The organism is Enterovibrio makurazakiensis (genome assembly GCF_050336585.1).
In the GTDB taxonomy this organism is placed as follows: Bacteria; Pseudomonadota; Gammaproteobacteria; order Enterobacterales; family Vibrionaceae; genus Enterovibrio; species Enterovibrio gelatinilyticus.
Genome location: NZ_JAKJSE010000004.1, coordinates 228,394 through 252,591 on the forward strand (window position 1 = coordinate 228,394; position 24,198 = coordinate 252,591).

Consider the following 24,198-nt stretch of genomic DNA (forward strand, 5'->3'; position numbering starts at 1 on the left):
GGAAGGTCATTTATTTGCGTGAAAACACATAAGAAGGCTGTTTGGTGCGCGCTCTCTCAATCTTGGGGCTCGTATAAATGAGTCGTACGCTTGCGAAACGTTGCTCGTGTCAACGCCGACTTAAAACTGACCAACAACTATAGTTATCTCTTTCTCTCTGACTCATTCTGTAGGACGGTTGGCACTGTCCCTAACGTTCATTTTCCTTTTAGCCGATAGCTTTCTCCAATTATCTGAATAATATGAGAGTGGTGAAGCAGTCGATTTAGTCGTGCAGCCGTCAGTATCGTGTCATCAGCGAACGAATTTGACCATTGTGAGAAGGGTAAGTTGCTTGTCACAACCACGCAGCCCTGTTCGTAACGTTTTGCGATAACATTTAAGAACGAGTTCACCTCTTCTCTGCCAAAGGGCAGATAACCGATCTTATCGATGAACAGCAGTTTTGGCCCCGGCACAACTCGCTTAAGGTCGCTTTCAAGCCTGTCTTGCTTCTTTGCTACTGACAGTTGAAGCATTAAGTCTTCTGCCATAATAAAGCGAGGTTTTAGTCCTTTTTGAACAGTAATCTGACTAAGGCTAAATGGCTTTTGCCAACGCCACTTGGCCCGAGTAGCACCACGTTCTCTTTTCGCCCCACGAAGGCTTGTCAGCTCCTTGGGTTGTTTCCTCGGCGATCCTGTCGCGAACTGAAGTCATAATCGTCGAACGTTTTATGCATCGGGAAGCCTGCGAACTTAGTTAGGGTGATTCTTGTTCTCTCCGCTTACGCTTCCAGTTCTTCATTAAGTAGCGACTCTAAATTGTCGGCAAGACTCGCCTCATTGTTAAGCGACGTGCCCGCTAACTTTGGCCACTCTTGACCGTCTGCATGTAACTTCAGCGCTTCACAGGCTGATTCAATGCGACTTATCTGAAGGTTCATGCCCGCATCTCCAACAACGCATCATATGTAGAGGCCGGGTGTTGAAAGCACTCCAGAGGAACAATAGTGTTTGTCATAGGCGCGAGTTCTACGTGGCCGATTGATATCGGGAAAAGCTGAAGCGTGAAGCGCTATTTCTCCGATGAACGTTGTGGCTTGATACCTGTTGCACTTTGAACACGTTGATGGGCGACGGTTTCTAACCAATCGCCTATCTGGTCGTTTAATATGTCAACGGTGAATTCAAGGACATGCTGTTTCATCGTGGCGGCATGTTGAGTGATAAGCTACTTTTTAAGTAAGCATTGAAGCGTTCAACTTCCCCCTTCGTTTTTGCGCGGTAATGTCGACATGCTTTGGGCGTAAAGTGGGACTTTTTGCGATAGCGAGCAGGGCTGCATTCCAACGATAATGTTGTTCACCATAGGCATCACGCTCTATTATTATGGCTTTTGCGTTATCGAATAGGACTTCTCTGAGCACACCAACAAAGTATTCGAACGCTTCTTCAAGACCTTCAACCCAGTGTTCTTGGCACTCACGCTCAGTGAAGTGGATAAAGATTGCACGGCTATATCCACGAGTTGCTCCTGATAGATCATAGTTCGCAGTTTTATGCATGAAAGGAACATACATTTTGTCTCACGTGGGTCAATTTTAAATCGACGTTAGTGGGGCGTTTTTACATCGGCGGTAACACTCGAAAGCCATGAGATTTTGATGTAGTATCTCCATCTTAGTTTTGTGCCATAAAAAAGTGATAATAGTGCCTAAAGTTTATGTGATCAGCCTCCCAAGATGCACAGATCGCCGCGAAAAAGTGGCAAAAGAAATGGCAGATAAACAGATCGAGTTTTCTTTCTTTGATGCCGTTGATGGGCATCAAAATACGCCGATGTTGGCGGAAGATTACAATTATCGAAAAAGGCTGTGGTTGACCAGTGGAAAAATGCCGTCGAAAGGGGAACTTGGCTGCTATGCTAGTCACTATCAGCTTTGGCTTAAATGCATTGAGCGGAATCGGCCTATCGTCGTTTGCGAAGACGACATTGAATTGCATCAAAACGCGGCTGAAATCCTTGACGTTGCTTTGAAGGAAGTTAAGCGTTTTGGTTTTATCAGGCTAGAAGATATTGAAGCAGGTGGCGAATTCACTGAAGTTGAAAGACGCGGTCAGTATCAACTGAATTTGATGAAAGATAACTACGGTGGTCTGCGTGCTTATGCAATCTCGCCTGAGGTTGCGTCAAAGCTTATCAAACATCGCTGGTGTTTACCTGTTGATTGTTTTGTTGGTGCGAATTACATTCATGGACAGTACTCATATCAGTTAACGCCATGTTTTGTCGAAAAACATGGATTTTACAAATCCACCATTCAAGCCAATGATGGATTTAAAACGCCCATTTATCGCAAGCTATCACGTGAGCTATATACTGCCTATAAAAAGCTGATGTTGGTAAAAATGTACAGGAAAAAGATAGCTGAAATGAAATAGCAGCAAGTTGATATCATTCAGCAAATGACATGTTGAATGCGCCTTTTGTTAGAGTTTCTACTTTTCATGTAATTAATATGACAACTACTATCAACGATAAATCCTATTTCAGTTTGATCAAACTAAGAGTTGAGACCTTCTTCCTTATTAGCCCATTGGTGCTTATGATGGTTTCTATATTTAACTTTGTCGATACGAAATGGGTGCTTTCACGTGTCATTCCTTTGGTTTGCTTATATTGCCTAGTTTATTTTCGTGGTTCGATTAAGCATAATTGGAATGCTTCACCTCTGAAACCCTTGTTAGGTACTAGCCTCCTCGCGTTTGTTTATTTTGCGTTGATGCATATTCTTCGTGGAGATCAATTTGGTTTTTCTCGTACTTTGTTAACAAGCCTAGCGTATTTAGCACTAGTCCCTTGGTCTCGCATTTCACAAAGCCTCATCGAATGGTTGTTAGTTACTGCCGCAGTTATTTGCGGTCTGAATGCGGGCTACGAGTATGTTGTAATGGGAATAGAAAGGGTAGGTATTGCCACGAATCCAATACCTTATGCACTGTATTGTGCGGTGCTTGCCTTGGCCTCCCTATATTTTATACTGTCTAGAAAACAGTGGTTTTTTCGTATATTTTCCATCACGGGTTTGATATCGACAACGGGCGCACTGTTCCTGACAGATGTCCGTGGCGTGTTGTTGTTCTTCCCATTGGTCGCATTGTATCTGGTATTTCGCTTGTTACCATCGTCACCTCGTCATTATCTTGTGACTCTACTGTTGACATTAGTGGCGATAGTTGTTGGTTATTTTGCGTTTCAAGACAAGATTGATCTTCGGATCCAACAAACTGCGATAGAGTTTCAGGAAATTGCTAACGGTCATTACGGGACCCCTATCGGTATCAGGCTGAGCTTATGGCAAGAGGGGATGACGATAGCTAAGCACCATACTCTTTTTGGTGTAGGCGATAAAAAACTTAGATCTAACATTGAAGAAATCGAAAACCATGCTGCATCGGCACAGCCTCATTTGCACAACCTGTATATCGATACACTTTCACGTTATGGCGTATTTGGTCTGAGTGCTCTGCTTATTTGGCTGGTTTCTCCGTTAATGGTAAAAAAAACGTCAGGTGGAGTGGGGATGAGATTCGATCCTTTGCTTAGTAGTATAGTGTTGATGATAGCATTGGCTGGTTTAACCGATGTACCGTTCCATCATACTCACGTCGTGTATCTGTTTACATTGCTAACGGGGGTTCTGTTAGTCACACAAAATCATACATCCAAAGAAGATCGTCTTGATTCAAGTGAGACAAAGCCGCGTTCTAAATCGTAAATTTCGCCTAAGAAGTTATGCAACCCCTTCAATTTACGTATTAAAAATATATCCTCTTTCTGAAATTGAATCAGCAAGGGGATTTTTTTTATCAAAACTTGGCATGATAGAGGCGCGCTTTAAGGAGCCTATCATGCAAATCATCGACCAAAAAACGAAACAGAGCACCTTCCACATCACCCACCATGGCGCAAAAACTGGCGTCACTGGCTCATGCCACCAACTCGACACCCATAATGGTAAACTGCTCATTGATTGCGGTTCATTTCAGGGCGATGAAACCAAACCGCTCAAGGTCGATTTTCCCGTTAAAGATATCGATGCGTTACTTGTCACCCACACCCATATCGACCACATTGGCAGAATACCTTGGTTATTAGCGGCAGGTTTTCGCGCACCTATATATTGTACTGAAGCCACAGCCAACCTCATGCCGATGATGCTTGATGATGGGCTTCGCTTGCAGTTAGGAATGAAGGCGAGGCAGCGAAAGCGCATTTTGAACCTGATCCGTTCCCTCACACAGCCAATAGAGTATGGCGTTTGGTCGAGCGTCGCTAACGCGTTCGGGACAATCGCCGATATTCGCTTTCAACCGGCGGGGCATATTCTTGGTTCATCTTACATTGAAGTGAAATTACCAGATCAACAGGTTTTGGTGTTCTCCGGCGACCTAGGGCCAAGCAACACCCCGTTGCTGCCCGATCCCAAATCACCAAAGCGAGCTGATGTATTGGTCATTGAAAGTACTTACGGAGACAAAACGCACGAATCGATTGCATCGCGAGCCGAACGCTTAAAGACGTTAATCAATCGGTCGCTGCTTGACGGTGGTGTGGTTATTATTCCGGCCTTTAGCGTTGGGCGAACACAAGAGCTGCTATTTGATATAGAAAGCCTGATTGCTAAATCGCTTAACGAAGATGAAAAGCGTGCTTGGTCAACCATTCCCGTTATTCTCGATTTTCCTATGGCAGCGAAAGTGACGGAACAATACCGCGCGTTCAAAACCTTATGGGGCCAAGAAGCCAAAACCACGCTGGATTCAGGGCGGCACCCACTCGCTTTTGATCAATGCATCACCATCAACACCCATAGTGATCATATTGGCTTGGTGAACCGCCTAAAACGAACGGGAGAACCTGCAATAGTGATAGCCGCCAGCGGCATGTGCAACGGCGGACGCGTACTGAACTACCTCAAAGCGTTGCTAGCCGATAAACGCACTGATGTGATTCTCGCAGGCTACCAAGCTCGGGGAACCCTCGGGCATAATATTCAGCGCGGTGACAAACACGTCAACATTGATGGAGAAAACATCGACATCAACGCGCACATCCACACCATGTCGGGTTATTCTGCCCATGCTGATCAGAAAGATTTATTGGCATTTATTGCGGGTATCGAGTCGAGACCGAATGAAATTCGGCTTGTACATGGCGATCTTCACGCGCAGCAAGCGTTAGCTAAGAAAATAGAGGCCAGTGGCTTTGCCGATAAAGTCATTATCGCCGCAGACCGATAGAAAATGGCGCTCAATCGAGCGCCATTTTAATTTCCAGGTCTGTGTGGTTATTTACGCTAATTACTTGTTCGTAAACTCCGAACTTGGATAACGTCCATTCGTCATGCTGTACAAACTGTACTTACGACCTAGCATTTGACCGCCATCACGAGAAAGTGGCGTCCAGCCAATGACCGCTCTGCTTGCACTTGGTTTCACGGTGAAAATGTCAAACGGAATCGAAATATAGAAGCCTTTGTTAAAACTCCCTTCCCCAAACTCTTCGGCAGAAAGGTTCGTTTTCGCCATGTAAGCACCGGCGATCACACCGCTGTCGAATTGCTTCGACACGTCTAGCGTCACGCCCTTATCTTCCGCCAAATAGTGGCCCACGCTGGCTTTTATCAACAAGTCATCAAACCAGCTCCATTCAGGGCGGTAGTAGGTCGTGAAGTGGCCTGTTGGCGTGCCAGTTTGAACTCGGTAATAACGCCCAGTGATAGGATCGAGGTGAACTTCTTCCGTGAAAATCCCAAACTCTGTGTTCGGGTCACGTTGCGCGACATAGTTTACATCCATACCAAACGCCCAGTTACTCTTAAGTGGGCGATAAAGCACTTCACCACCGACCCCAGCAAACATGGTTTCAAGGTAACCGCCGTAACCTTGCACATAAACGCTGTCACCGAACTTATCAAAGGCCGTTAACTGAAGGTTACTCACGCGAACAGGGTTGTCTGAAATGTATTGGCGAACCAAGGTGCGAACACGTTTCAAATCAGTCCCATCTGGCGGCACATCGTATTTGAACTTGTCGTAGTTATCGTAAAGGTTAACGTAAACACTGCCACCAAACTCAATGTTGTCGGTCAGCCAATAGCTAGCACCGCCACTCACACCAATATTGAAGAGGTAGAAGTCTTCCGAACCACCAATCGATTGTTGAAGGTTAGGGGAGAAGCTTACCGACCAAGGTTTACTGGTGTCGGTTTGTAACATGCCACGCGGTGAACTTGGGTTAACCAAGGTGGTGGCGTCTGAGACGCTTGCGCCCACATATTCTTGATTGGCGACTTTACGATACGCAGCAGCATCAATCGTGGTTTGCGTTGTTGATTGGTTAGCTTGCTGCTCAACAAGGTTGAATTGTGACGCGGATGTTCCCGAGTTCGCAAGAATCATCGCACCTTTTTCATGGGCCAATTCGCGATCGCGGTATTTGCCTTGCGAACCGACAACGGTGACCGACTCATTATCAGCATAGATTTTGGCATTGCCATAACCGGCAATTTTGTCCAAATCGTTGGCAACGCGCTCCCAATCAATGTCCGCCGCGTCTTTTTGTGGCTGTGGTGCGTAGGCGGGGGTTGGCGTGTCTACCCAGCTTTGTGAAAGAGCGTTAAAGTTAGTTTTCAGCGTGAAGCCCAGCGTCCACGTATTGCCGCGTTCATAGCTGGCACGAATGTCGCCCCAATCGCCGAAGCGATAAACAGCCCCTACGTTGAACGGAGAATCTTGTGGCATTTCTTTATCAGAACGTGTAACCACAAAATCGCTCTTGTAGTTATTCGCATCGTATTCTGCTTTTAAGGTTAAAGGTGCCCAAGGTGTTTGATATTCCACACCACCAAACACTGACATACAGCCCGTAAACCAACGGCTGTAATCAAAGCTTCCGCCTTTGCCTTTAAAAGAAGTGTCTCGCCCGCAGTCAGCGCCCAGTGACGTGTCACCTTTTAAGTTGGCGCGGTTACCCATGTAACCCCAAGCAACACCCGCTGTGAAATCGAACGGGCCGATGTGCTTGCTGGCAGCAATAAACTCACCATCAAACAAACCTGTGCCACCCATATCACGAATACCGATAGAGGTTTCCGGCAGCCAATAGCTTTCTTCCCAAAGGCGAAGTTTAACGTCGATGCCTTTATCGGTGTAATAGGTGTCGCCACTAAAACTTTCATCACTGCTGTAATATAAATCAGGCACCTGAGTGTAACGAATGGTCGCTTCCAGCCATGGCATAAGTTGCAATGAACTGTGGTAGTGGCGGTAGTCCCCGTTTAGAGTTGCACCCACAGAAAACTCACCTTCTGGCGCAACACGGCCTGTTGGCATTTGCATGAGGCCCACACCGCCAAAATCGCTTTGGGTGGGTTTAAATGCAATAAAACTTTGGTCATTCGCGACGGCTGGCAGAGCGTGAAGCAGTGCCAACGACAAAGAAGATAATTGGAAAATACGGCTGCGCATGACTACATCACTCGGTGTTGAAGAAGGGAAGGGATCAGATGGTTGAGCGATGAAAGCTCAGAGGGAAGGCCACTAAAGGGAACATAAATCAATGCGCCAGGGGCAAGGTTCCTTGGCACTTCATTCCAATACGCCACCTGATGCGTTTCCTGATGGCCATCAGGTTGAATTACGTTCAGTTCACTTATTCCAAACATATCGAGCGTGTCAGCAGCATCCGCGTAATCGCCTGCGAGCTTTAGTGGAGAGAAATCCAGATCCGCGGTTTGTTTTACAGCGCCAAGCACCCACACATTCTTAGGCCTTGTTGGCAGCAACAGCGTTAAATCTCCCGCCAAAAGAGGGTTAATACGCCCCCCTGCTAAATACACATCTTCATCGATCGCAATAGCCACACGTTGCTTAAACGTGGATTCAGACAAAAACGCCACCAAGGATTCAACCGCGTTTAACGCAGCGTGGTCATCACGCCATTCTGTTTCCAGTAATGAAAGCACTTCAAGTACCTGTGTTCGCAAGTGTTCTACGTCGTTATTGTCTGAATCAGAAAATAGCCCGGCACCTTGCCAGAAAATAGGGTCACTATTATGGCCTTGAATATTTGCCGCGTGTTGCCGTGCGAGCAATGCACCTTGTGATATCACCTGAGAAGCACGCGGGCTGCCATCAAAAGTGACAGAAAAATGGCGAGTATCTTTCGTCGCGTTAATCACCGTTACACGGGTTTGCGTTTGCTCTTTTTGCGGAGTGGAAGCCAGTTCAGACGCATTGATAACGGTTGAGAACAATAGCGCAGTCGTGCTGAAAGCCAGCAGTGCCATTTGTAACAAGCGAGAAGAAAATAATGCGCAGGCAGAGTGAGATAACCTAATAACAAATGGCATTTTATTGCGCTCCCACTGCGAAAGGCTTCAGCAAGGTAATGTCGATTTTTGGCAAGCCTGGTGCAGGCGTTTGTGTGCTTGCGACTACGTGACCAGAAAGGGGCTGAAGCCAGAAATGGTTAGTAAATTGAATGTCGAGATCAGGGGCAGACACATATTCAATGAAGTGGAGCGTCTCAACAGGCTTTTCGTTAATCATCAAGGTGTTTTCACCTTGTAGCTCAAAGCGTGATTCGAGCAAATAACCCGTGTGATAACCCGGGCTCCAATCCACTTTTCGCTTCCAAACGCGTGGCGTGGAATTTTTCAATAAGCCAAGTGCCACTGGGTCAGCTTGGTGTGAGTAACTGGCCTCTAGGTTACCACTAAGCAAGTTCACCGTTTTGGTAATGCGACCATGCTCAGTCACAAGCATTTCTTTGTTGGCAGAAAGCCATTTTAACTGGTAGTTATCAATGCCGTCAGGCAGGTTTGAAAACGAGGCGTTGGCATACCCCAGTACCAAAAAGGCTTGTCCGCTGCCTTCTACTTTTGCGTAAAGGCTGGCGTAGGGAAGGTCATTGATTTGGTTTGCATTCAGTTCAATGTCTTCATGGCCAAACACCGCGAGGGACATGGTGTCTTTCACATCTTGAAACTTTTGGCTGCATCCGCTGAGCGTGGTGATCACGACCACAGACATGGCAACCTGAAGAATGGTTTTTAACTCTTTCATTTTACTACTACATCGTGGCCAGCTTACCTGCGAATGCGGTGCTGGGTTCAGTTTTAAAAAAGTGTTGCCCAAAAACAAAGAAAACCGAACAGTTCACACTGTTCGGTTTTATTTTGCACAACTGACTAATTAACCTTGAGTGGTTACAGAAGTTGAAGTCGTGGTTGCAGTGTCGTTGTCTGATGAATCAACCGCAACAACGGCAACAGCAACAACCGCAGCGCCGATTGCAACAGTAGTTGCACTCACGCCACCAACAGCAGCAGAAGAAGCACCAGCACCGCCAGCAGAACCGCCAGTAGAACCTGCTTCTTCAGCAGCCATTGCTGGTGCTGCTGCCATCATCATCGCTGCAAGTGCAGCAATTACTGATTTTTTCATGTAGAACTCCATATGTAATGTTACACCTGTTTTTAAAATTAGACAGGCTTCTAAAATGCTAAACAGTATTTGATGTCAAGTAAATAGATAAACAAGAATCTAGGTAATAAAGTGCAAGATAATCATGAAATAAATATCATTTTTGATGTAAATGAATAATTTTTGAGTCATATGATTTGTAAGTGTAAACTTTGTTCATTTTTTGGTGTTGTAGAGTATTACCATGAAACGTCGCTTTGTTTTCCCACTCCTTTTAAGTGCAAGTGCTTTAGTTGCTTGCTCTTCCCATCCGAAATCCTTTCAAGACAACGGCCATATATTGTGGAGTAACGGTGTCGAAGAAAAAGTTCATGTGACACCTTCAAATGAGCATTTTCTATTTATGAACAATAGCGGGGTATCAGCTCAAGTTGTTGTTTATAGTAGAATAAATGGCGCTGGCACACCAAGGTGTGAATACTACGTTAATGAACCAAAACCGAGAGTCCGTTTGACCGTTTGTGGAAATGGCGAGGTAGAATTGCTGGAGAATGGGATTGTGAAAAATGTAGGGCAAATAAGTGTATTTATAAAATAAATTGTAACCAATCATTAATAGTATGTTTCCTTTTTATGGCTACTTAATCGCATCTATATCTCTATTAATAGATTTAGCAATCTCTATCTGTATATAAATTGAGCAAAATATTAACAGGTGTTCACATATGAAACAAACAGGAGATAAAAGTTTCTTTTGAGCTTAATATCAACACGTCTTAAATGATAAGATTTCGCCTCATTTAAGAGGCGTATGTTTCTTTGTGTGGACGTGGTGGGGTAATGGTTTTTTGATTGAGTATCTAAGAATGCTGACAAGGAACTTAGCCATGGCCTGGAACAAATTTGATAATACATTCTGAGTCTATACGCACTTTGGGAGCGACACCCAAGGGCGGTAGCGTACTAATTTTTAACTTCCCGTGTATGAATACTCGGCAGATTGGAGCTATCCCCGTTTGAAAAACACATACTTGAGAAGCCTCTTGTTGACTGGGGTGATAAGCACGCTCACTGCATGTAGTCAGACTCCGCCTGAGGTCTATGCGAAACTTCCATTGCTCGCAAACACATACTCGCATAGCCATCATTTGCTACCAGCTGCAATGACCAGAGCGGTTGAGCAAGGGCAAGAAGTCATCACAACCTCAAATGGGAGTTCTTACAAGGTTGGACAAGGCTACTTTTCAGCCCTGGGCCAAGAATGTAGACAACTAGAAAGCATGAGCGAAGGATCTCGACACATTGAGACCATCTGTCGTATTGATACTGATTGGGCAGTAATGCCCGCTATCGTCGACATGGATTCGAGCATAATCATACCAATGCTCGAAGGTAGCGTTGATAAAAGTGAAGTTGGCCAATGAGTATGAGTAAGAAACAGCTGATTATAGTTATCGCGTGTCTGACAAATTCACTGGCCTATGCATCGATGACGATGGCCAATGTAAGTACATCTAAATTACATGACGTCGCGGGATTTTCTTTACAAGAAGACACAAAGCCTGTGCAAGATGTATCCGAAGGGCAGCATCAAACCCAAAGCCGGAACGGGTTGTTACTACCGGGAGAAACACCAGTGTCGGCGCTTTTACCGACCTCTGGAGAAGTTCTGCCTCCTCCATATGGTGCAAACTTATTCGCGGGCGGGTATGAAACCGAACGTCTTGATGGGTTAAATGAAGATTACCTCATAGCAGCGGGAGACAAGCTATCTATATGGCTATGGGGGGCAGTGAATTTCGCCGAAGTGGTTACTGTAGATAATCAGGGCAATATCTTTCTACCTAACGTTGGACCAATAGCTGTTATCAATACGCCAGCGAGCCGGATCAACGATGTTGTTACTGAAAAAATTCGTACCGTCTACAAAAAGAATGTCAGCATCTACGTTAACCTTCTTAGCGCGACGCCAGTCAGTGTTTACGTTTCAGGTTCGGTTATCAGGCCGGGGCAGTATGCGGGCATAGCATCTGACAGTGTGCTCTATTTTCTAAAACGAGCTGGTGGAGTGGACTCTGAGCGAGGCAGTTATCGTAGTATTCGCGTCATAAGAAATGGAGAGACTATCGTAAATGTAGACCTCTACGCATTTATGCAAAAAGGGAAATTAGACACCATTAACTTCAAAGATGGAGATGTGATTTTTGTTGAACCACAAAAATCCACAGTCTCAGTGGCGGGAACAGTAAAACATCCTTTTAGGTTTGAAATTGATAGCCATCAGATAAACGGCAATGAATTGGTTGAACTGGCAAGACCCTACGCAAAAGTGAGCCACGTTGGAGTGATGGGTACAAGAGAGGATGGTCCGTTTTCGAAGTATTTGCCTATTGAGGCGTTCAAATCGTTCATTGTAAAAGATGGGGACAAACTAATTTTTAATGACGATTTGCGCCCCCAAGTTCTAGACATTCAGATCAGCGGGAGTTATCTCGGCCCTTCTTACTATGCAGTAAGTAAAAAGACGCGACTACATGCATTGCTGGCAAACATAGAAATCGAAAAAGCGTTAGCTGACCATCGTTCAATATATATCTTGAGAAAAAGCGTTGCAGAAAGACAAAAAGAGATGATTGAACAATCACTGCAACGACTAGAGAGAAGTGTATTTACAGCCCCTGCGTCATCAGATGGTGAAGCGGCAATTCGAGCGCGTGAAGCCGAAATGATATTGGCATTTACAGAACGAGCAAGAGAAATTGTGCCACTAGGTAAAGTAGTTGTTTCAGACAACGGAGCGGTGGCCAATGTGTTACTTGAGACAGGAGATGTGGTTGTCATTCCAAACAAAAGTGATTTAGTGCAAGTGGGTGGTGAGGTAGTCATGCCCCAAGCGCTGGTATACAACCCAAATGCAAAAGCAAGTGACTATATAGCGTGGGCGGGCGGCTATACAGAGCGCGCAAACTACGAGCGTCCATTAATAGTAAAAGCCAACGGCATGATCGAATTTGGTAAAGACGCGAAGTTACAACCGGGTGATCAACTGCTAATCATGCCGCGTGTTGATGCGAAAACAATGCAAACGGTCAAAGACATTACCCAAATTATCTATCAAATTGCAGTCGCGGCAAATGTGGCGATCAACTAAAAAGTATTGTTGGCAACTTTGTTAACGAAAAATCGGATAAAGCGATACTTCCAAGAAACCAACGTGAATTCTCCTTTTCTTAATAGGGTCTAGACCGCTGTGGCGATCGTAAAAAAACGTTCAACGCTTAAAACGTGGGGAGATGTGATTTTTGCCATCTTCCTGCGTGAGATAAAAAGCAAGTTTAATGACAAACTAGGGGTAAGTTGGGCGGTAATACAGCCAGTTTCATTTATCTTCATTTTGTCGTTTATGCGTGGGCGGTTAGATGGCGGGGAAGCGCACTCTATGCCTACGTTTGTATTTATAGTTTATGGCATGATGTGTATTCAGTTGTTCATTACAACTATGAGTGCAGCTGCAGGAAGCATTCAGAAGAACAAGCCTCTATTTGCGTTTAGACAAGTTCAACCCATCGCGTCGACCATTGCCATGGTTGGTTTTGAATACTTAGTAAAAATTGCCGTTGTCATCGTCATCGTCATCGCCATGTATCTATTAGGGATAGAACTGAGAATAGATGACCCTCTCACCGTACTGTGGAACCTCACCGCTATTTGGCTGTTGGCTACTAACATCGGTCTGATGTTTGCGATAGGCAGGGCCTTTATTCCAGAAATAGACAAAGTACGCACCATGATGCAGCGTCCATTACTCTTTATCTCCGGTGTGTTTTTTAGCCTTCAAGATATTCCCAAAGAAACATGGAAGTATTTTGACTGGAACCCTATTTTGCATGCCATTGAATTATCGAGACAAGCCGCTTATACAAGCTTCGGCGCTGTAGGGGTAAGTGAGCTCTACCTTAACGTATGCACGCTAGTGCTAACCTTCTTTTCGCTCGCGCTCTATCGAACCTATTGGAAACAAGCTATTAGTCGATAGGGGAAACGCGAAAGGTGAATGCATGCCAACATAGGTATTAAGAATGCATTCAGTTATTAAAAGAACAAAACTATGACAACTGAAACGATCGAAAAAGTAGAAACGACAGAACAGCGATTTTTGAGATTTAAGCAGTCAATAAAGCCAGCACAATTTAACAATGCGGTATTCTTAACGCGTCAAGCAGATGCTGTAAAAGAAACCGATCCCGCACTAAGTATTCGAATTCTTCAACGCGTGCAGAATTTACAGAAGAATGCGGCGACTCAAACTGCGCGAAAAATCAAAAAACAAACTCAAGTTAAAGATGAAAATCCAAAGGAAAGCGCGCCAGTCCTGTCTTCGCCAAAAAGTAGCGATGAAGAATTGACTGCATCATCACCATCACCATCGTCATTGGTTGAAGGGAAGACTGAAGTCGCCGTCGAAGTGATTGAATCGAGCATTGAAAATGTGCCAACACAAACGGAAGCTCAAGCGTTAAGTCAGTCACAACAGGTGCTTAGTTATATAAAGCGACACCCCTTTATTCTATTTGTCGTACTGCCTGTTTTTATCTTCGCTTTGTATCAAATCTTTTGGGCCAGCCCGCGATATGAAAGCCGCACTCAAATTATTGTGCAGCAACCGGACGGCATGGCCACCATGGATGCAGGCATGGCATTGCTAAGCGGGCTCGGTGTCAATACCGCAAACAGCGATACACAGTTAGTGAAAGCGTATGTGTATTCAAACGATATGCTAGAGCATTTAAACTCCACATTAAATTTGAGAGAGCATTTCGAAAGCCGTGAGGCGGATTTCTTTAGCCGTATGCATAGTTGGGACACCATAGAAGATTTTGTTGATTACTTTGCTTCACGGGTAAGTGTCGAGATTGACGAAAAATCTCAGGTCATTACAGTGTCCGCGCAATCATTTACGCCCAGCTTCGCCACAACGTTAGCAAAAGCCATTGCAGACAAAGCAGAGTGGTATATAAACAATATTGGTCACCAACTCGCTGAAGCCCAATTGGCCTTTATCAAAGAAGAGCATACCTTGATAGAGCGAAGGCTGAAAAGCGCACAAAGTGATTTGCTCAAATTTCAACAACAACACAACTTACTGAACCCAGAAGCAGAAGGTAGTGCACTCGCAAAAATCGCTTATGGCATTGAAGGTCAAATTGCAGCAAGAAAAGCCGAGTTAAAAGCGCTGCAAAGCATCATGAGCCCCAATGCCCCCCAAGTGGTCAACTTGAAGAATCAGATCAATGCGCTGCAGGCCCAATTAAAGCTAGAAAAAGAAAGGCTGACAACCACAAGTGAACTTAGACAAAGCAATACAGATGTATCGCTTTCTGTCAGTGAAGTATTAGCACGCTATGCCGATTTGAAAATTGAACTAGAACTGGCATTAAAAGGCTTTGCTTCGTCGACGATTTCACTGGAAAAGTCCCGAATAGAAGCATATCGCCAGCTGAAATATTTGGTGCTGGTGGAAGAGGCGACAAATCCGGAAGATAATTCGTATCCGACAGTTATCTACAATATTACGCTACTAGCTATATTGCTAATTCTTGCGTACTGGATTCTTAGAATCTGCGTTTCAACGATAAATGAAATAAATTAGAAATAGTTAACATGACTTTAGTGGATTTATATGAAGATTTTTGTGGTTGGGGATAGTCATTCGAGATTCTTTGAGTTAACTGGTGAGCTGAAGACCAGAAATGAGAAATATAAAGGGCTTGATTTTGAAGTCCATGTGATTCCTGGGGCATCAATTAAAGGCTTTGGAAAGCGTAAATCAACACTCAATACAAATATTGAGGTTAGAAATAGAGTGGAAAAGATCAACCCTGACTATGTTGTTATGTGTCTAGGCCAAGTTGATATCGAACTTGGCTATTACTATCAGAAATGCATTAAAAAGTTGGATGTTGATTTCGAAAGCTATGCGAATAGCCTAATTGAAAGCTATGTTGAGGAAGTGAAAAGCCTAGGAGTCAAAACAATATTGAAAGGTGTAAATCAAACTGTTTTGACTGGTTATCGAGAGAAGGCGATTAAATATGTTGGAAAAATAATCGCTGAAAATATATCAGATGCTGAGGAAGTGAGGTTGGCAAGAAAACGATTGTCGGAAATGTTCCCCTCAGTGCTGGAGAGGGTTTCTAATCATTTCACATTTAATGAAAAACTAAAGATTGAAGCGAAAAGGAATGATTTCTTGTATTTTGATATAAATGAAATGATATGTGAAAGTGATGGCTTGGTTTGCGATAAATATATCCCTGCCTCATTTGATCATCACCTAGTTGACTCTATTGAAGTTAGAGAAATACATATCGACAATCTATTAAAAACAATTTTCAACCGTTAAAGTTGAGCGTGGGTGGGGTATTTGACTGAAAACCTGCGATCATTCTTCTGCTCATCAACCTGAAATATCAACCATAAATTTTAAGATTTTATTATGAAAAAGAAACTATTCCTACACATCGGCGGACATAAAACTGGGTCGACTTCAATTCAGAGGGCTCTTTTTGCGGCCAAGGATATTTTAGATAAAAATAATTTCAGTTACTTTTGTGAGAGTATTTTTGGCGACATAAGACCAATTCCTTATAGTTGGGTTCAGTTGAGCAGGAACGAAAAAGAGAGAACTTTTAATGCTGAAGTGAAAGATAAGGAATCACTTTTCAGAAAACTGTCTGAGTTAAATGATAATGTCATATTCTCTTGTGAACACCTTTCTTGGCAAGTTTCCGAAAAGGAAAAGATGGAAATATATAGTCAAGCCAAAGGTTTTTTTGATGATATATGTGTTGTTGTCTATATTAGAAGGCAGGACCAGTTGGCGATTTCCCACCATCAACAAGGTTCAAAGCATTTAATAAATAGCTCAGAGACTTTTTATTATGGAAATTCGGAGAAAGCGTTGCCACGACATGGTGATGGCGTATTTGATTACTTAGACTTCAATGAGAAAATCTCCATGTGGGCGGATATATTTGGTGATGAAAATATTATTATTAGAATTCTTGATAGGGATAAACTTATAGAAGGAGATGTAGTTAAGGACTTCTTGTATTCAATAGGTTTGGATTCATCTGAAATTAGTGCGAAAAAAGTAAATGAATCCAATGGGTTTGAAAGAACTAAGGTGGGTCATTTGATTAATCAGGTTTTCAAACATGAAAATACTGTGACTAAATTAATAAGAAAAGGTACTGATAATCACGGGAAGATGTTGCCTTCTAAGCAAGAAGCAATGAAATTCTATGAGAAATATAAGTTATCAAACGAGAGCTTGAATGAAAGATTCAAAATAAACAAAGTGGGTGACATTTTCTCGAACGATTTTTCGATGTATCCAGATAAAGAAATGGATGTGTGGGATGACGGAATGGCTAATAAGGCAATAATAAACATACTGGAATCAATTAAACCGCTGGCAAAATTTGAGACTAGGAGTATCACATACAACGACCTCTTCAAGAAAGCTGTAAGTTTAGAAAATATAAATATTCATACAGCATATGAAATAATGAAGCTTGCTCAACAAGCAAATCCAGAAGGTGTTGGTATAAAATCAAAACTAGATCAATACGAAAACATAATAAATAAAAATAAAATTATTACTCCTGTTTGAGGAAGTGAGTTCCAATATAGAGTGAAGCCATTTTATATTGTCGGTGCGAGTGCTGAATATTTATTAAAACTCTGATGAATGATTATTTATGAATGAAAGAAAAGTAGCTCTAATCAAAGATGGTAAAGATATCGGTTTCATCAGAATACTATCTAAGTCGGATAAGCTTATTATCGAACTCAATGGGAAAAGAGGTATTCTTCCCCAAAGTTTGGAGTTGAAAGAGTCACTAGAGTTTGAAATAAAAGCTTATGTTGGAGGTCAGCTTATTACAGAGGGTGATGTAGTAGTCTCTATTGATGAATCGAAGTACTATGTTATCTATAGCGATGTAATAAGGATACTAATTAGAAGAACTGTAATTTCAGGTGAAACCAAAAACGACACACTTCTAATTAGTATTATTGATAAGCCTGATGGGGAATCATTTCATTCTGATTCGGATTTGGTTTCTATAGATGACGAAGGGTTTACTGTATATTTAGAAGGAGAAAGTGATAATAAGTATTTAACTAAATTTTCGATATTCTCCGTTTGTGGTTTCGATATATTAAGCGCAAAAGTGTTTAAAACTGAAAGTAAAGAAGTTAGCATAAATGTTAAAGGTTGTGAGTTATTAATTACAGTTAGAAATAATTTATTTTCTTCAAACACAAAGCTAAATGTAAAAGCAGTTATAGATAAGGTTAAGAGGAATAAGTCTGGGTATTGTATTGGGATAAATGTAAACAACCCATTATCTACACAGGAATTAATGATTGTAAATAGAGTTACTTCGGAGGTTAAGCTAATAAAACCAGAAGTAAGTAAAGTGTCTTTATTTAGAGCATGGCTTTCTAAACTAAAAATAGTTTCAAAATACACCCATAATATTAGATTTGAAATAAAAAATGAAGATTTTTATGAGTATGGGTACTATGATTTGATGATTAAGTACCAAGAAAATAAAGTTATAAAAATACAAAAACTAAAAAACAAATCAAAAATATTCGTAGCTTTAGGGAAGGGTAATTTAATTTACTCTTCTGTAAAAGGTGATTCAGCACTACTACCATATTTCGACGATGGAAATTCACTCTCTATTTTGTATCGGCCGAAGCAGAGAGGTGAGAGTAGATTTCTAGCACAAAAGGAATTCTGTGCTAGAATTTTAGCAAATGCACTTGGGTTTTTGTTTAGAGGGAAAATATGGTTGACATGGGAAACAAATTCATACACAGCGCAAGATAATAGTTACTGTTTCTTTAAGTATGCAAATCAATACAACAAGAACCTTTATTATGTAATAGACAAAGATTCGCCTGACTATAAAAATTTGGCTGGTTTAAGAAATGTCGTAGATTTCATGTCATTTAAGCATCTATTTCTATTGAACATGGCATATGGAGTTATATCCTCACAGACAAGAGAGCATGGTTATATTTTTCGAGCACCTAGAACAAAGCTATTAAATGAATTATATAGAAAGAAATTCATTTTCTTACAGCACGGTGTTACTGCCTTTAAAGCGATGCGCGGCGGGCAACCAGCTTTAAGTGTGAAATCGAAGCAAAACATCGACTTTTTTGTTACATCTAATGATTTTGAATCTAAAGTCGTTAGAAGTATATTAGGATACCCAGAAGATAAAAGCCCTCAGTTAGGTTTTTCTCGCTTCGACCACCTCGTTGATAAATCAAGTAAAAATAAAACCATCCTAATCATGCCAACATGGCGAGAATGGCTGGAGTTTGAAGATGATTTCGTCTCAACTGAATATTTTATTGAATATGAAAATCTAATCAACGAAGTTTGTGAAAGATACCAAGAATATGAAGTGAATTTTTATTTACATATAAAGTTAAAAGAAAGAATTGATAGTTTTAAGAATGTATCATCGAAAGTTAATCTAATAGATTGTGGTGAGCAGTCTGTTGCAGACTTATTGATGGAGGCGTCAATACTTATTACTGACTATTCAAGTGTTGCTTGGGATTTTCATTATATGGAAAAGCCAACTCTATTTTTTCACTTTGACATCAATAGGTTTCCTAAGCATAACTCGGAATTTCATGAGCCTGATTATCTTTTTGGCCCCAAATGTATGAGTGTTAATGATGTAGTAAAACAAATATCAGTGATAGAAGATGGAGTGTCATTAAATAGAGTTAGTCACTTTCCTCATAAAAGCAACATTTCTCATTCAAAAAAGATACTGGATTTAATGGAAAGAACTTGATGACTAATAAGGTGTTACTTTGCCATTCAACAATTGCCGGGAACGGTGCTACAATATCTGTTTTAATTGAACAGGCTAATTTCTTTGCCGGCCTCGATTATGAGGTTGAAGTTATCACGTTCTCTGGTAGTAAAGATTCTAGATTTGATGAAAGAGTGAAAGTGACAAATATTAATTCTCTTTCAAAAATAAACATTATAGATTCAAGTGTTAGCGTTCTTTCTCTCATAGGAAAAAAAATCACAACTAGATTACCTGATCTAGTGACGAGTTATATTTTCAAACCATTTTCTCGTGTTAATTTTGTCTTCAATAGTGATAAGGACCTTGTATCAAAGGTATATAGTGCATTCAATTACAAAATAATTGAAAACTACTGCGACGGTTCTATTTCCTCAATTCAAAAGTACTACAAGAAATTTAAACGGAGGGATCTTCGTTTTAAAAATGGAAGGTTAAATTATGTTAGCTACTATGAGTTTGGGGTTAAGACTAAGACTAATTACTATAATGGCATAGGTTTAAAGTACTTAGAGAAAATCTGGAATAGAGAGGAAATTGAAGTTTCAAGGACTCAATTCACTAACTCAGGGCTGATTTCAAAAATATTAAAGAAGCATAATGGTCAGTGTGTTCAGGAAGAAAAATTTAAAGGATTTTTTCGCGAATTAGTTGTCACTAAAAACTTGGGCGAAGATGTTGGAACATGTAATTACATTGTGAAAAGTAACATATTAAATCGATATATCGAGAGCCGATATGGTGAAGGCGATGCGATTATCTCTGTTAATCAGACCATGCTGCACTATATAAGTACACTGAAAACAAAAGCCACCACTATAGGGCAGGTTCATAACTCTTGGTTATCTCAAGGTTCTGAATATATGGCATCTTTTGAGTTTGCAATTAAATCCTCATTTAGATTAAATAGAACGGTTTTTTTGACAAGCGGAGCGCTTGAATATATTAAGGGTAACTATGGAGTCAGGAACGGAATCGTAATTCCAAATGCTATTTCAGATGTTGAAAAAAAGTTCACCCCATTCGAGGAAAAGTTAATGTTGGATGAGATAAAATTGGTAATCGTCGCAAGACTTACTGATATCAAGCAAATTGATCATGCAATAAAAGCTTTTAGCCTAGCAATAAAAGAGAATAGCAGGCTACGGTTATACATCTATGGGGAGGGGCCAAGTAGAGGTAAACTTGAAAAGCTGGCTCGTGAACTTGAGGTTAGTGAATTCGTTTTCTTTATGGGCTATGAGTCGAATAAAGATCAGATATACTCTGATAAGTCTCTTTTGATTTGCACATCAAAAGCAGAATCTTTTGGGATGACTCTCGTTGAGGCAAATAGTTATGGAGTTCCTTGCCTATCATATGACTGCCCTTATGGCCCGAGAGATATAATAAGAGATGGTTCTGGTATTTTAGTTGATTTGAATGATATCACCGAGCTAACTAATCAAATTCTAAACCCCTTACTCTATACAAAGAGATATTCTAACGAGTCATTAGTTAATGCTGATAGGTTCCTTAAAAAGAAAATTTACACAGAATATGAAAAAATTATTGAGAAAGGCACTAACTAAAGATAGTGTTGTTAATGTTTTAAATTACCTTTTATCCACGTGCTTATTTGAAGTTTTTTATCGGAAATTTAAATCCAAAAATATTATTCTAAATATATGTTCTTTAAAAAAAATTGATGTTGTTATTACATGGGTGGATGGAGAGTGTGATGAGTGGAAATCTAAGTGCAACAGATATGCACATGGAAAGGAGCATTGTTTTATCAATGAATCAAATAACAGTGCTAGATTCAGACAAGTTGACGAGTTGAAATATACGCTAAGATCTATTTTTAAATATGCAGGATGGGTTGATAAAATATATATAGTAACTGATAGTCAAGTGCCGTCGTGGTTGACAATCAATGACAAAGTTAAGGTGATCGACCACAAGGATATTTTCCTTTATACTAAAAATTTACCCGTTTTTAATTCACATGCTATTGAAGCAAATATTCATCGAATTCCAGGTCTTTCTGAAAATTTCATCTATATGAATGACGACTTCTTCTTCAGAAGTCATGTTTCGCCGACAGATTTTTTTACGGAAGATTTTTCAAAGACAAAATTTTTTCTAAGTAATCGCGCATTTATCCCTGATAATATAGGAAAAGACTCATTCCCAGTTGATATTGCTGCAAATAACAATAGGAACCTTCTTCGAGAACGTTATGGATATGAAACAAACCGAAAGTTTCAACATACACCTATTGCACTTAAGAAAAGCGTGTTGTGTCGATTTGAAAAAGAAAACCCAGACGTATTCAAAGTAACGTCCTCCGCGAGGTTCAGAAGTGAATCGGACTACTCTATCGTTTCTTCGCTCATACACTTCTACGGGCATCATATCGGAACGGCTGAACCTTCAGTTATCCCATATTTTTATGTGAGTTTTGACGATAAACTCTTCGAGTTAAAAATGAATATACTTTTACTGAAAAAGTTTAAGTGTTTTTGTATTAATGATGTTGAGTTAAACAATAACGGAAGTGAAGTTTTCGATATATTCAAACGGAAAATGGATTTGTTATATCCTGAGCCAAGCCCATATGAAAAAGAACAATGACAGAATAGATGCAGTTATTCTTTGGGTCGATCATCAAGATGAAAAGTGGAAGTCTGATTTAATAAAACACTCTGTCAATAACATTGAAATTTCTAACATGGAAAGTCGATTCCGTTGCTGGAAATCGCTACACTTCATTTTTCGTGCTTTTGAATATTTCATACCGTGGGTTAATAAAGTTCACTTTGTGACTTATGGTCATGTGCCAGATTGGCTTGATGTGAATCATCCTAAAGTGAATGTGGTTAAGCATGAGGATTTTATTCCTAATGAGCATTTACCAGTGTTTAATTCAAATGCTATTGAAGTAAGCTTGAATAGAATTGAAGGCTTGGCTGACCAATTTATTCTTTTTAATGATGATACGTTTGTCCTATCTGAATTGTCTAAAGAACGTTTTTTTGTCGATCGGAAACCCGTTGATTTCATACATCAGTGTGTTGAAAGGAAAGGTTTTCTTTATTCTAACCTGAAAAAGAAAAACTTGCTGAGTACCACTGCTATCAACAACAATATTCGCATTATTAATGAATTGTTTGATATTGGTGACCTCGACGAACGTTTATATTTGAGTGAAGTATACTCAAGCCGTGTTCGGCTTAAAAATTTGGCGTTGAAAAAGATATATAACAGATTTACATGGTTGAAGTTGAACCATGTTCCTCAGCCACACCTAAAGGGAACATTCGAATACCTGTGGGGTTGTAAGTACTCAGAACTAACCAGAACGTCGAGCCATAGATTCAGAACGACGGATGATACAACACAGTATCTTTTTCGATACGCTAATTTAGCTAGTGGAAATTTCTCACCTTCATCATTGAATGATACGTTGTCTATTGACATTAATTCCTCGGCTGAAATGGAAAGGATGATACAAAATTTAGACGCCATTAATTTACTTAGTATCACTGATACTGAGTCGTTGAAAGGCGATGATTTTGATAAGGCATCGATTATCTTGCAGCAGTATTTGTCAGGTATTTTACCTGACAAAAGCACATTTGAGTTGTAAATGAAAAAAATAGTGATTACCTCCAACACTTCGTGGTTTGTCTTTAATTTCTTCCGTTCTTCAATTACTGAGTTTATGAAGAACGGAACCGATGTGCACATTGTCGCGCCTTTTGATAGATATTCTGAGAGACTTGTTACGCTGGGGTGTCACTTTCATCCAATTAAAGTTGATCGTTCGGGTGTTAACTTTATGGATGAATGGAATACGTTGAAAAGCCTTTGTCAGCTTTTTTATCGTATCCAGCCAAACTGTGTATTGAACTTCACGCCAAAGATGAACATTTATGCAACTGCTGCGGCAAAGCTTTTTGGCGTGAAAATCATTAATAGCGTGGCGGGACTGGGCTCCATATTTACCGAAAAAGGCGTCAAAACGGTGCTTGGCAAATCCTTACTCCGTTTGACACAACCTATGGCAGACCACGTTATTTTCCAAAATCCAGATGATTGGAAGGTTTATGTCGAGAATCGCATGGTATTACTGGACAAGTCTTCACGTGTGCATGGAATTGGTATTGATCTCAATCACTTTAAGCCATATGCCGCCCCTAATGACGGTGTTACGCGGTTTATTCTCGTTGCACGCATGCTTAAGAACAAAGGCGTTGTTGATTTTGTTGACGCGGCTCAAGCTGTCCATGAACACTATGAGCTGCTAGCGCGAGCTGGTTTTGCTGTCCCAAAGTATGAGTTTTCTCTTCTCGGTTTTGTCGATGAGGTGAACCCTCAAGGAATCCCTTTGTCACAGCTTCAATATTGGAACGACACGACAGTCGTGCGTTATCTAGGAGAGACGGACGATGTTTTTTCTGTGGTGAAAGAACAGGACTGTGTAGTGCTACCCTCTTATTACCGAGAAGGGGTGCCACAATGTTTGATAGAAGCGTGTGCGATGGCAAAACCTATTATCACTACAGATAACGTCGGGTGTCGTGAAACGGTTGTTCATAACCGAACAGGGTATATCGTTAAACCGCAATCTGTACCTGAACTAAAAGAAGCGATGATCACTATGATCGAGGCTGGGCATTTAGAGCGTCTTGAAATGGGACGACGTGGGCGAAAAAAGGCAGAGAAAGACTTTTGTCATTTAAAAATATCTCAGCATTATTTGAACACTATCGAGAGAATCGTAGTGTAGGTCTGTCCAACCCCCGTCCCATATATTTACATTTTTC

At 41.1% G+C, this 24,198-nt stretch carries 20 protein-coding genes and 1 pseudogene; 14 read left to right on the forward strand and 7 right to left on the reverse strand.

Annotated features, from left to right (window positions below):
• Positions 1-197 precede the first annotated feature (197 nt).
• The 3 genes and pseudogenes from istB to L4D06_RS01115 all read right to left on the reverse strand — a co-directional run bounded on the left by istB (position 198) and on the right by L4D06_RS01115 (position 1,546).
• Positions 198-925, reverse strand: a pseudogene (gene istB / locus L4D06_RS01105) (IS21-like element helper ATPase IstB).
• 131 nt (positions 926-1,056) lie between these two features.
• Positions 1,057-1,188 carry a hypothetical protein gene (locus L4D06_RS01110; protein WP_429737573.1) on the reverse strand — a complete coding sequence of 44 codons (132 nt, stop codon included), beginning with the start codon at positions 1,186-1,188 and terminating at the stop codon, positions 1,057-1,059.
• 31 nt (positions 1,189-1,219) lie between these two features.
• Positions 1,220-1,546, reverse strand: a complete 327-nt coding sequence (locus tag L4D06_RS01115; protein ID WP_429737574.1) for a hypothetical protein — start codon at positions 1,544-1,546, stop codon at positions 1,220-1,222.
• Positions 1,547-1,691: 145 nt separating this feature from the next.
• Here L4D06_RS01115 and L4D06_RS01120 point away from each other — a divergent pair, with 145 nt between their 5' ends.
• The 3 genes from L4D06_RS01120 (at position 1,692) to L4D06_RS01130 (ending at position 5,285) form a co-directional block, all read left to right on the forward strand.
• Positions 1,692-2,423: a glycosyltransferase family 25 protein gene (locus tag L4D06_RS01120; protein ID WP_429737575.1), complete on the forward strand. Its 732-nt coding sequence runs from the start codon at positions 1,692-1,694 to the stop codon at positions 2,421-2,423.
• Positions 2,424-2,452: 29 nt separating this feature from the next.
• The gene (locus L4D06_RS01125; RefSeq protein WP_429737576.1) at positions 2,453-3,760 is read left to right on the forward strand and encodes an O-antigen ligase family protein; all 1,308 of its coding nucleotides are present in this window, start codon (positions 2,453-2,455) and stop codon (positions 3,758-3,760) included.
• A gap of 133 nt (positions 3,761-3,893) precedes the next feature.
• On the forward strand, positions 3,894-5,285 hold the full coding sequence (locus tag L4D06_RS01130) for an MBL fold metallo-hydrolase (RefSeq protein ID WP_429737577.1): 1,392 nt from the start codon (positions 3,894-3,896) through the stop codon (positions 5,283-5,285).
• A 60-nt stretch (positions 5,286-5,345) separates the two neighbouring features.
• Here the strand turns inward: L4D06_RS01130 and L4D06_RS01135 are convergent, their stop codons facing one another.
• The 4 genes from L4D06_RS01135 to yjbE all read right to left on the reverse strand — a co-directional run bounded on the left by L4D06_RS01135 (position 5,346) and on the right by yjbE (position 9,494).
• On the reverse strand, positions 5,346-7,514 hold the full coding sequence (locus L4D06_RS01135; protein WP_429737578.1) for a YjbH domain-containing protein: 2,169 nt from the start codon (positions 7,512-7,514) through the stop codon (positions 5,346-5,348).
• A 2-nt stretch (positions 7,515-7,516) separates the two neighbouring features.
• Complete coding sequence (locus tag L4D06_RS01140; RefSeq protein WP_429737579.1) at positions 7,517-8,398, reverse strand: capsule biosynthesis GfcC family protein; 882 nt, start codon at positions 8,396-8,398, stop codon at positions 7,517-7,519.
• Position 8,399: 1 nt separating this feature from the next.
• Entirely contained in the window at positions 8,400-9,113 is a 714-nt protein-coding gene (locus L4D06_RS01145; RefSeq protein WP_429737580.1) for a YjbF family lipoprotein, read from the reverse strand.
• 129 nt (positions 9,114-9,242) lie between these two features.
• Positions 9,243-9,494, reverse strand: a complete 252-nt coding sequence (gene yjbE / locus L4D06_RS01150; protein WP_429737581.1) for an exopolysaccharide production protein YjbE — start codon at positions 9,492-9,494, stop codon at positions 9,243-9,245.
• Between the two features lie 223 nt (positions 9,495-9,717).
• Between yjbE and L4D06_RS01155 the strand changes: the two genes are divergently transcribed.
• From L4D06_RS01155 to L4D06_RS01205, 11 genes are all read left to right on the forward strand, one after another.
• Positions 9,718-10,071, forward strand: a complete 354-nt coding sequence (locus L4D06_RS01155) for a hypothetical protein (RefSeq protein WP_429737582.1) — start codon at positions 9,718-9,720, stop codon at positions 10,069-10,071.
• An 828-nt stretch (positions 10,072-10,899) separates the two neighbouring features.
• On the forward strand, positions 10,900-12,624 hold the full coding sequence (locus L4D06_RS01160) for a polysaccharide biosynthesis/export family protein (RefSeq protein WP_429737583.1): 1,725 nt from the start codon (positions 10,900-10,902) through the stop codon (positions 12,622-12,624).
• A 99-nt stretch (positions 12,625-12,723) separates the two neighbouring features.
• The gene (locus L4D06_RS01165; RefSeq protein ID WP_429737584.1) at positions 12,724-13,509 is read left to right on the forward strand and encodes an ABC transporter permease; all 786 of its coding nucleotides are present in this window, start codon (positions 12,724-12,726) and stop codon (positions 13,507-13,509) included.
• Between the two features lie 72 nt (positions 13,510-13,581).
• Entirely contained in the window at positions 13,582-15,123 is a 1,542-nt protein-coding gene (locus L4D06_RS01170; protein ID WP_429737585.1) for a KpsE/RkpR family capsule polysaccharide export protein, read from the forward strand.
• Between the two features lie 30 nt (positions 15,124-15,153).
• A complete protein-coding gene (locus tag L4D06_RS01175) occupies positions 15,154-15,876 on the forward strand; it encodes a hypothetical protein (RefSeq protein ID WP_429737586.1) in 723 nt (240 codons plus the stop codon).
• 93 nt (positions 15,877-15,969) lie between these two features.
• Positions 15,970-17,148 (forward strand): hypothetical protein, encoded by a 1,179-nt coding sequence (locus L4D06_RS01180; RefSeq protein ID WP_429737587.1) that lies wholly within the window; start codon positions 15,970-15,972, stop codon positions 17,146-17,148.
• 88 nt (positions 17,149-17,236) lie between these two features.
• Positions 17,237-19,366 (forward strand): CDP-glycerol glycerophosphotransferase family protein, encoded by a 2,130-nt coding sequence (locus L4D06_RS01185; protein WP_429737588.1) that lies wholly within the window; start codon positions 17,237-17,239, stop codon positions 19,364-19,366.
• Positions 19,366-20,958, forward strand: coding sequence for a glycosyltransferase (locus L4D06_RS01190; protein ID WP_429737589.1), 1,593 nt, complete (start codon positions 19,366-19,368; stop codon positions 20,956-20,958). The genes L4D06_RS01185 and L4D06_RS01190 overlap by 1 nt, the downstream gene beginning before the upstream one ends.
• The gene (locus tag L4D06_RS01195) at positions 20,927-22,003 is read left to right on the forward strand and encodes a stealth conserved region 3 domain-containing protein (RefSeq protein ID WP_429737590.1); all 1,077 of its coding nucleotides are present in this window, start codon (positions 20,927-20,929) and stop codon (positions 22,001-22,003) included. The genes L4D06_RS01190 and L4D06_RS01195 overlap by 32 nt, the downstream gene beginning before the upstream one ends.
• The gene (locus L4D06_RS01200; protein ID WP_429737591.1) at positions 21,987-23,018 is read left to right on the forward strand and encodes a hypothetical protein; all 1,032 of its coding nucleotides are present in this window, start codon (positions 21,987-21,989) and stop codon (positions 23,016-23,018) included. The genes L4D06_RS01195 and L4D06_RS01200 overlap by 17 nt, the downstream gene beginning before the upstream one ends.
• Positions 23,019-24,161, forward strand: coding sequence for a glycosyltransferase family 4 protein (locus L4D06_RS01205; RefSeq protein WP_429737592.1), 1,143 nt, complete (start codon positions 23,019-23,021; stop codon positions 24,159-24,161). It begins immediately after the preceding gene.
• Positions 24,162-24,198: the final 37 nt, after the last annotated feature.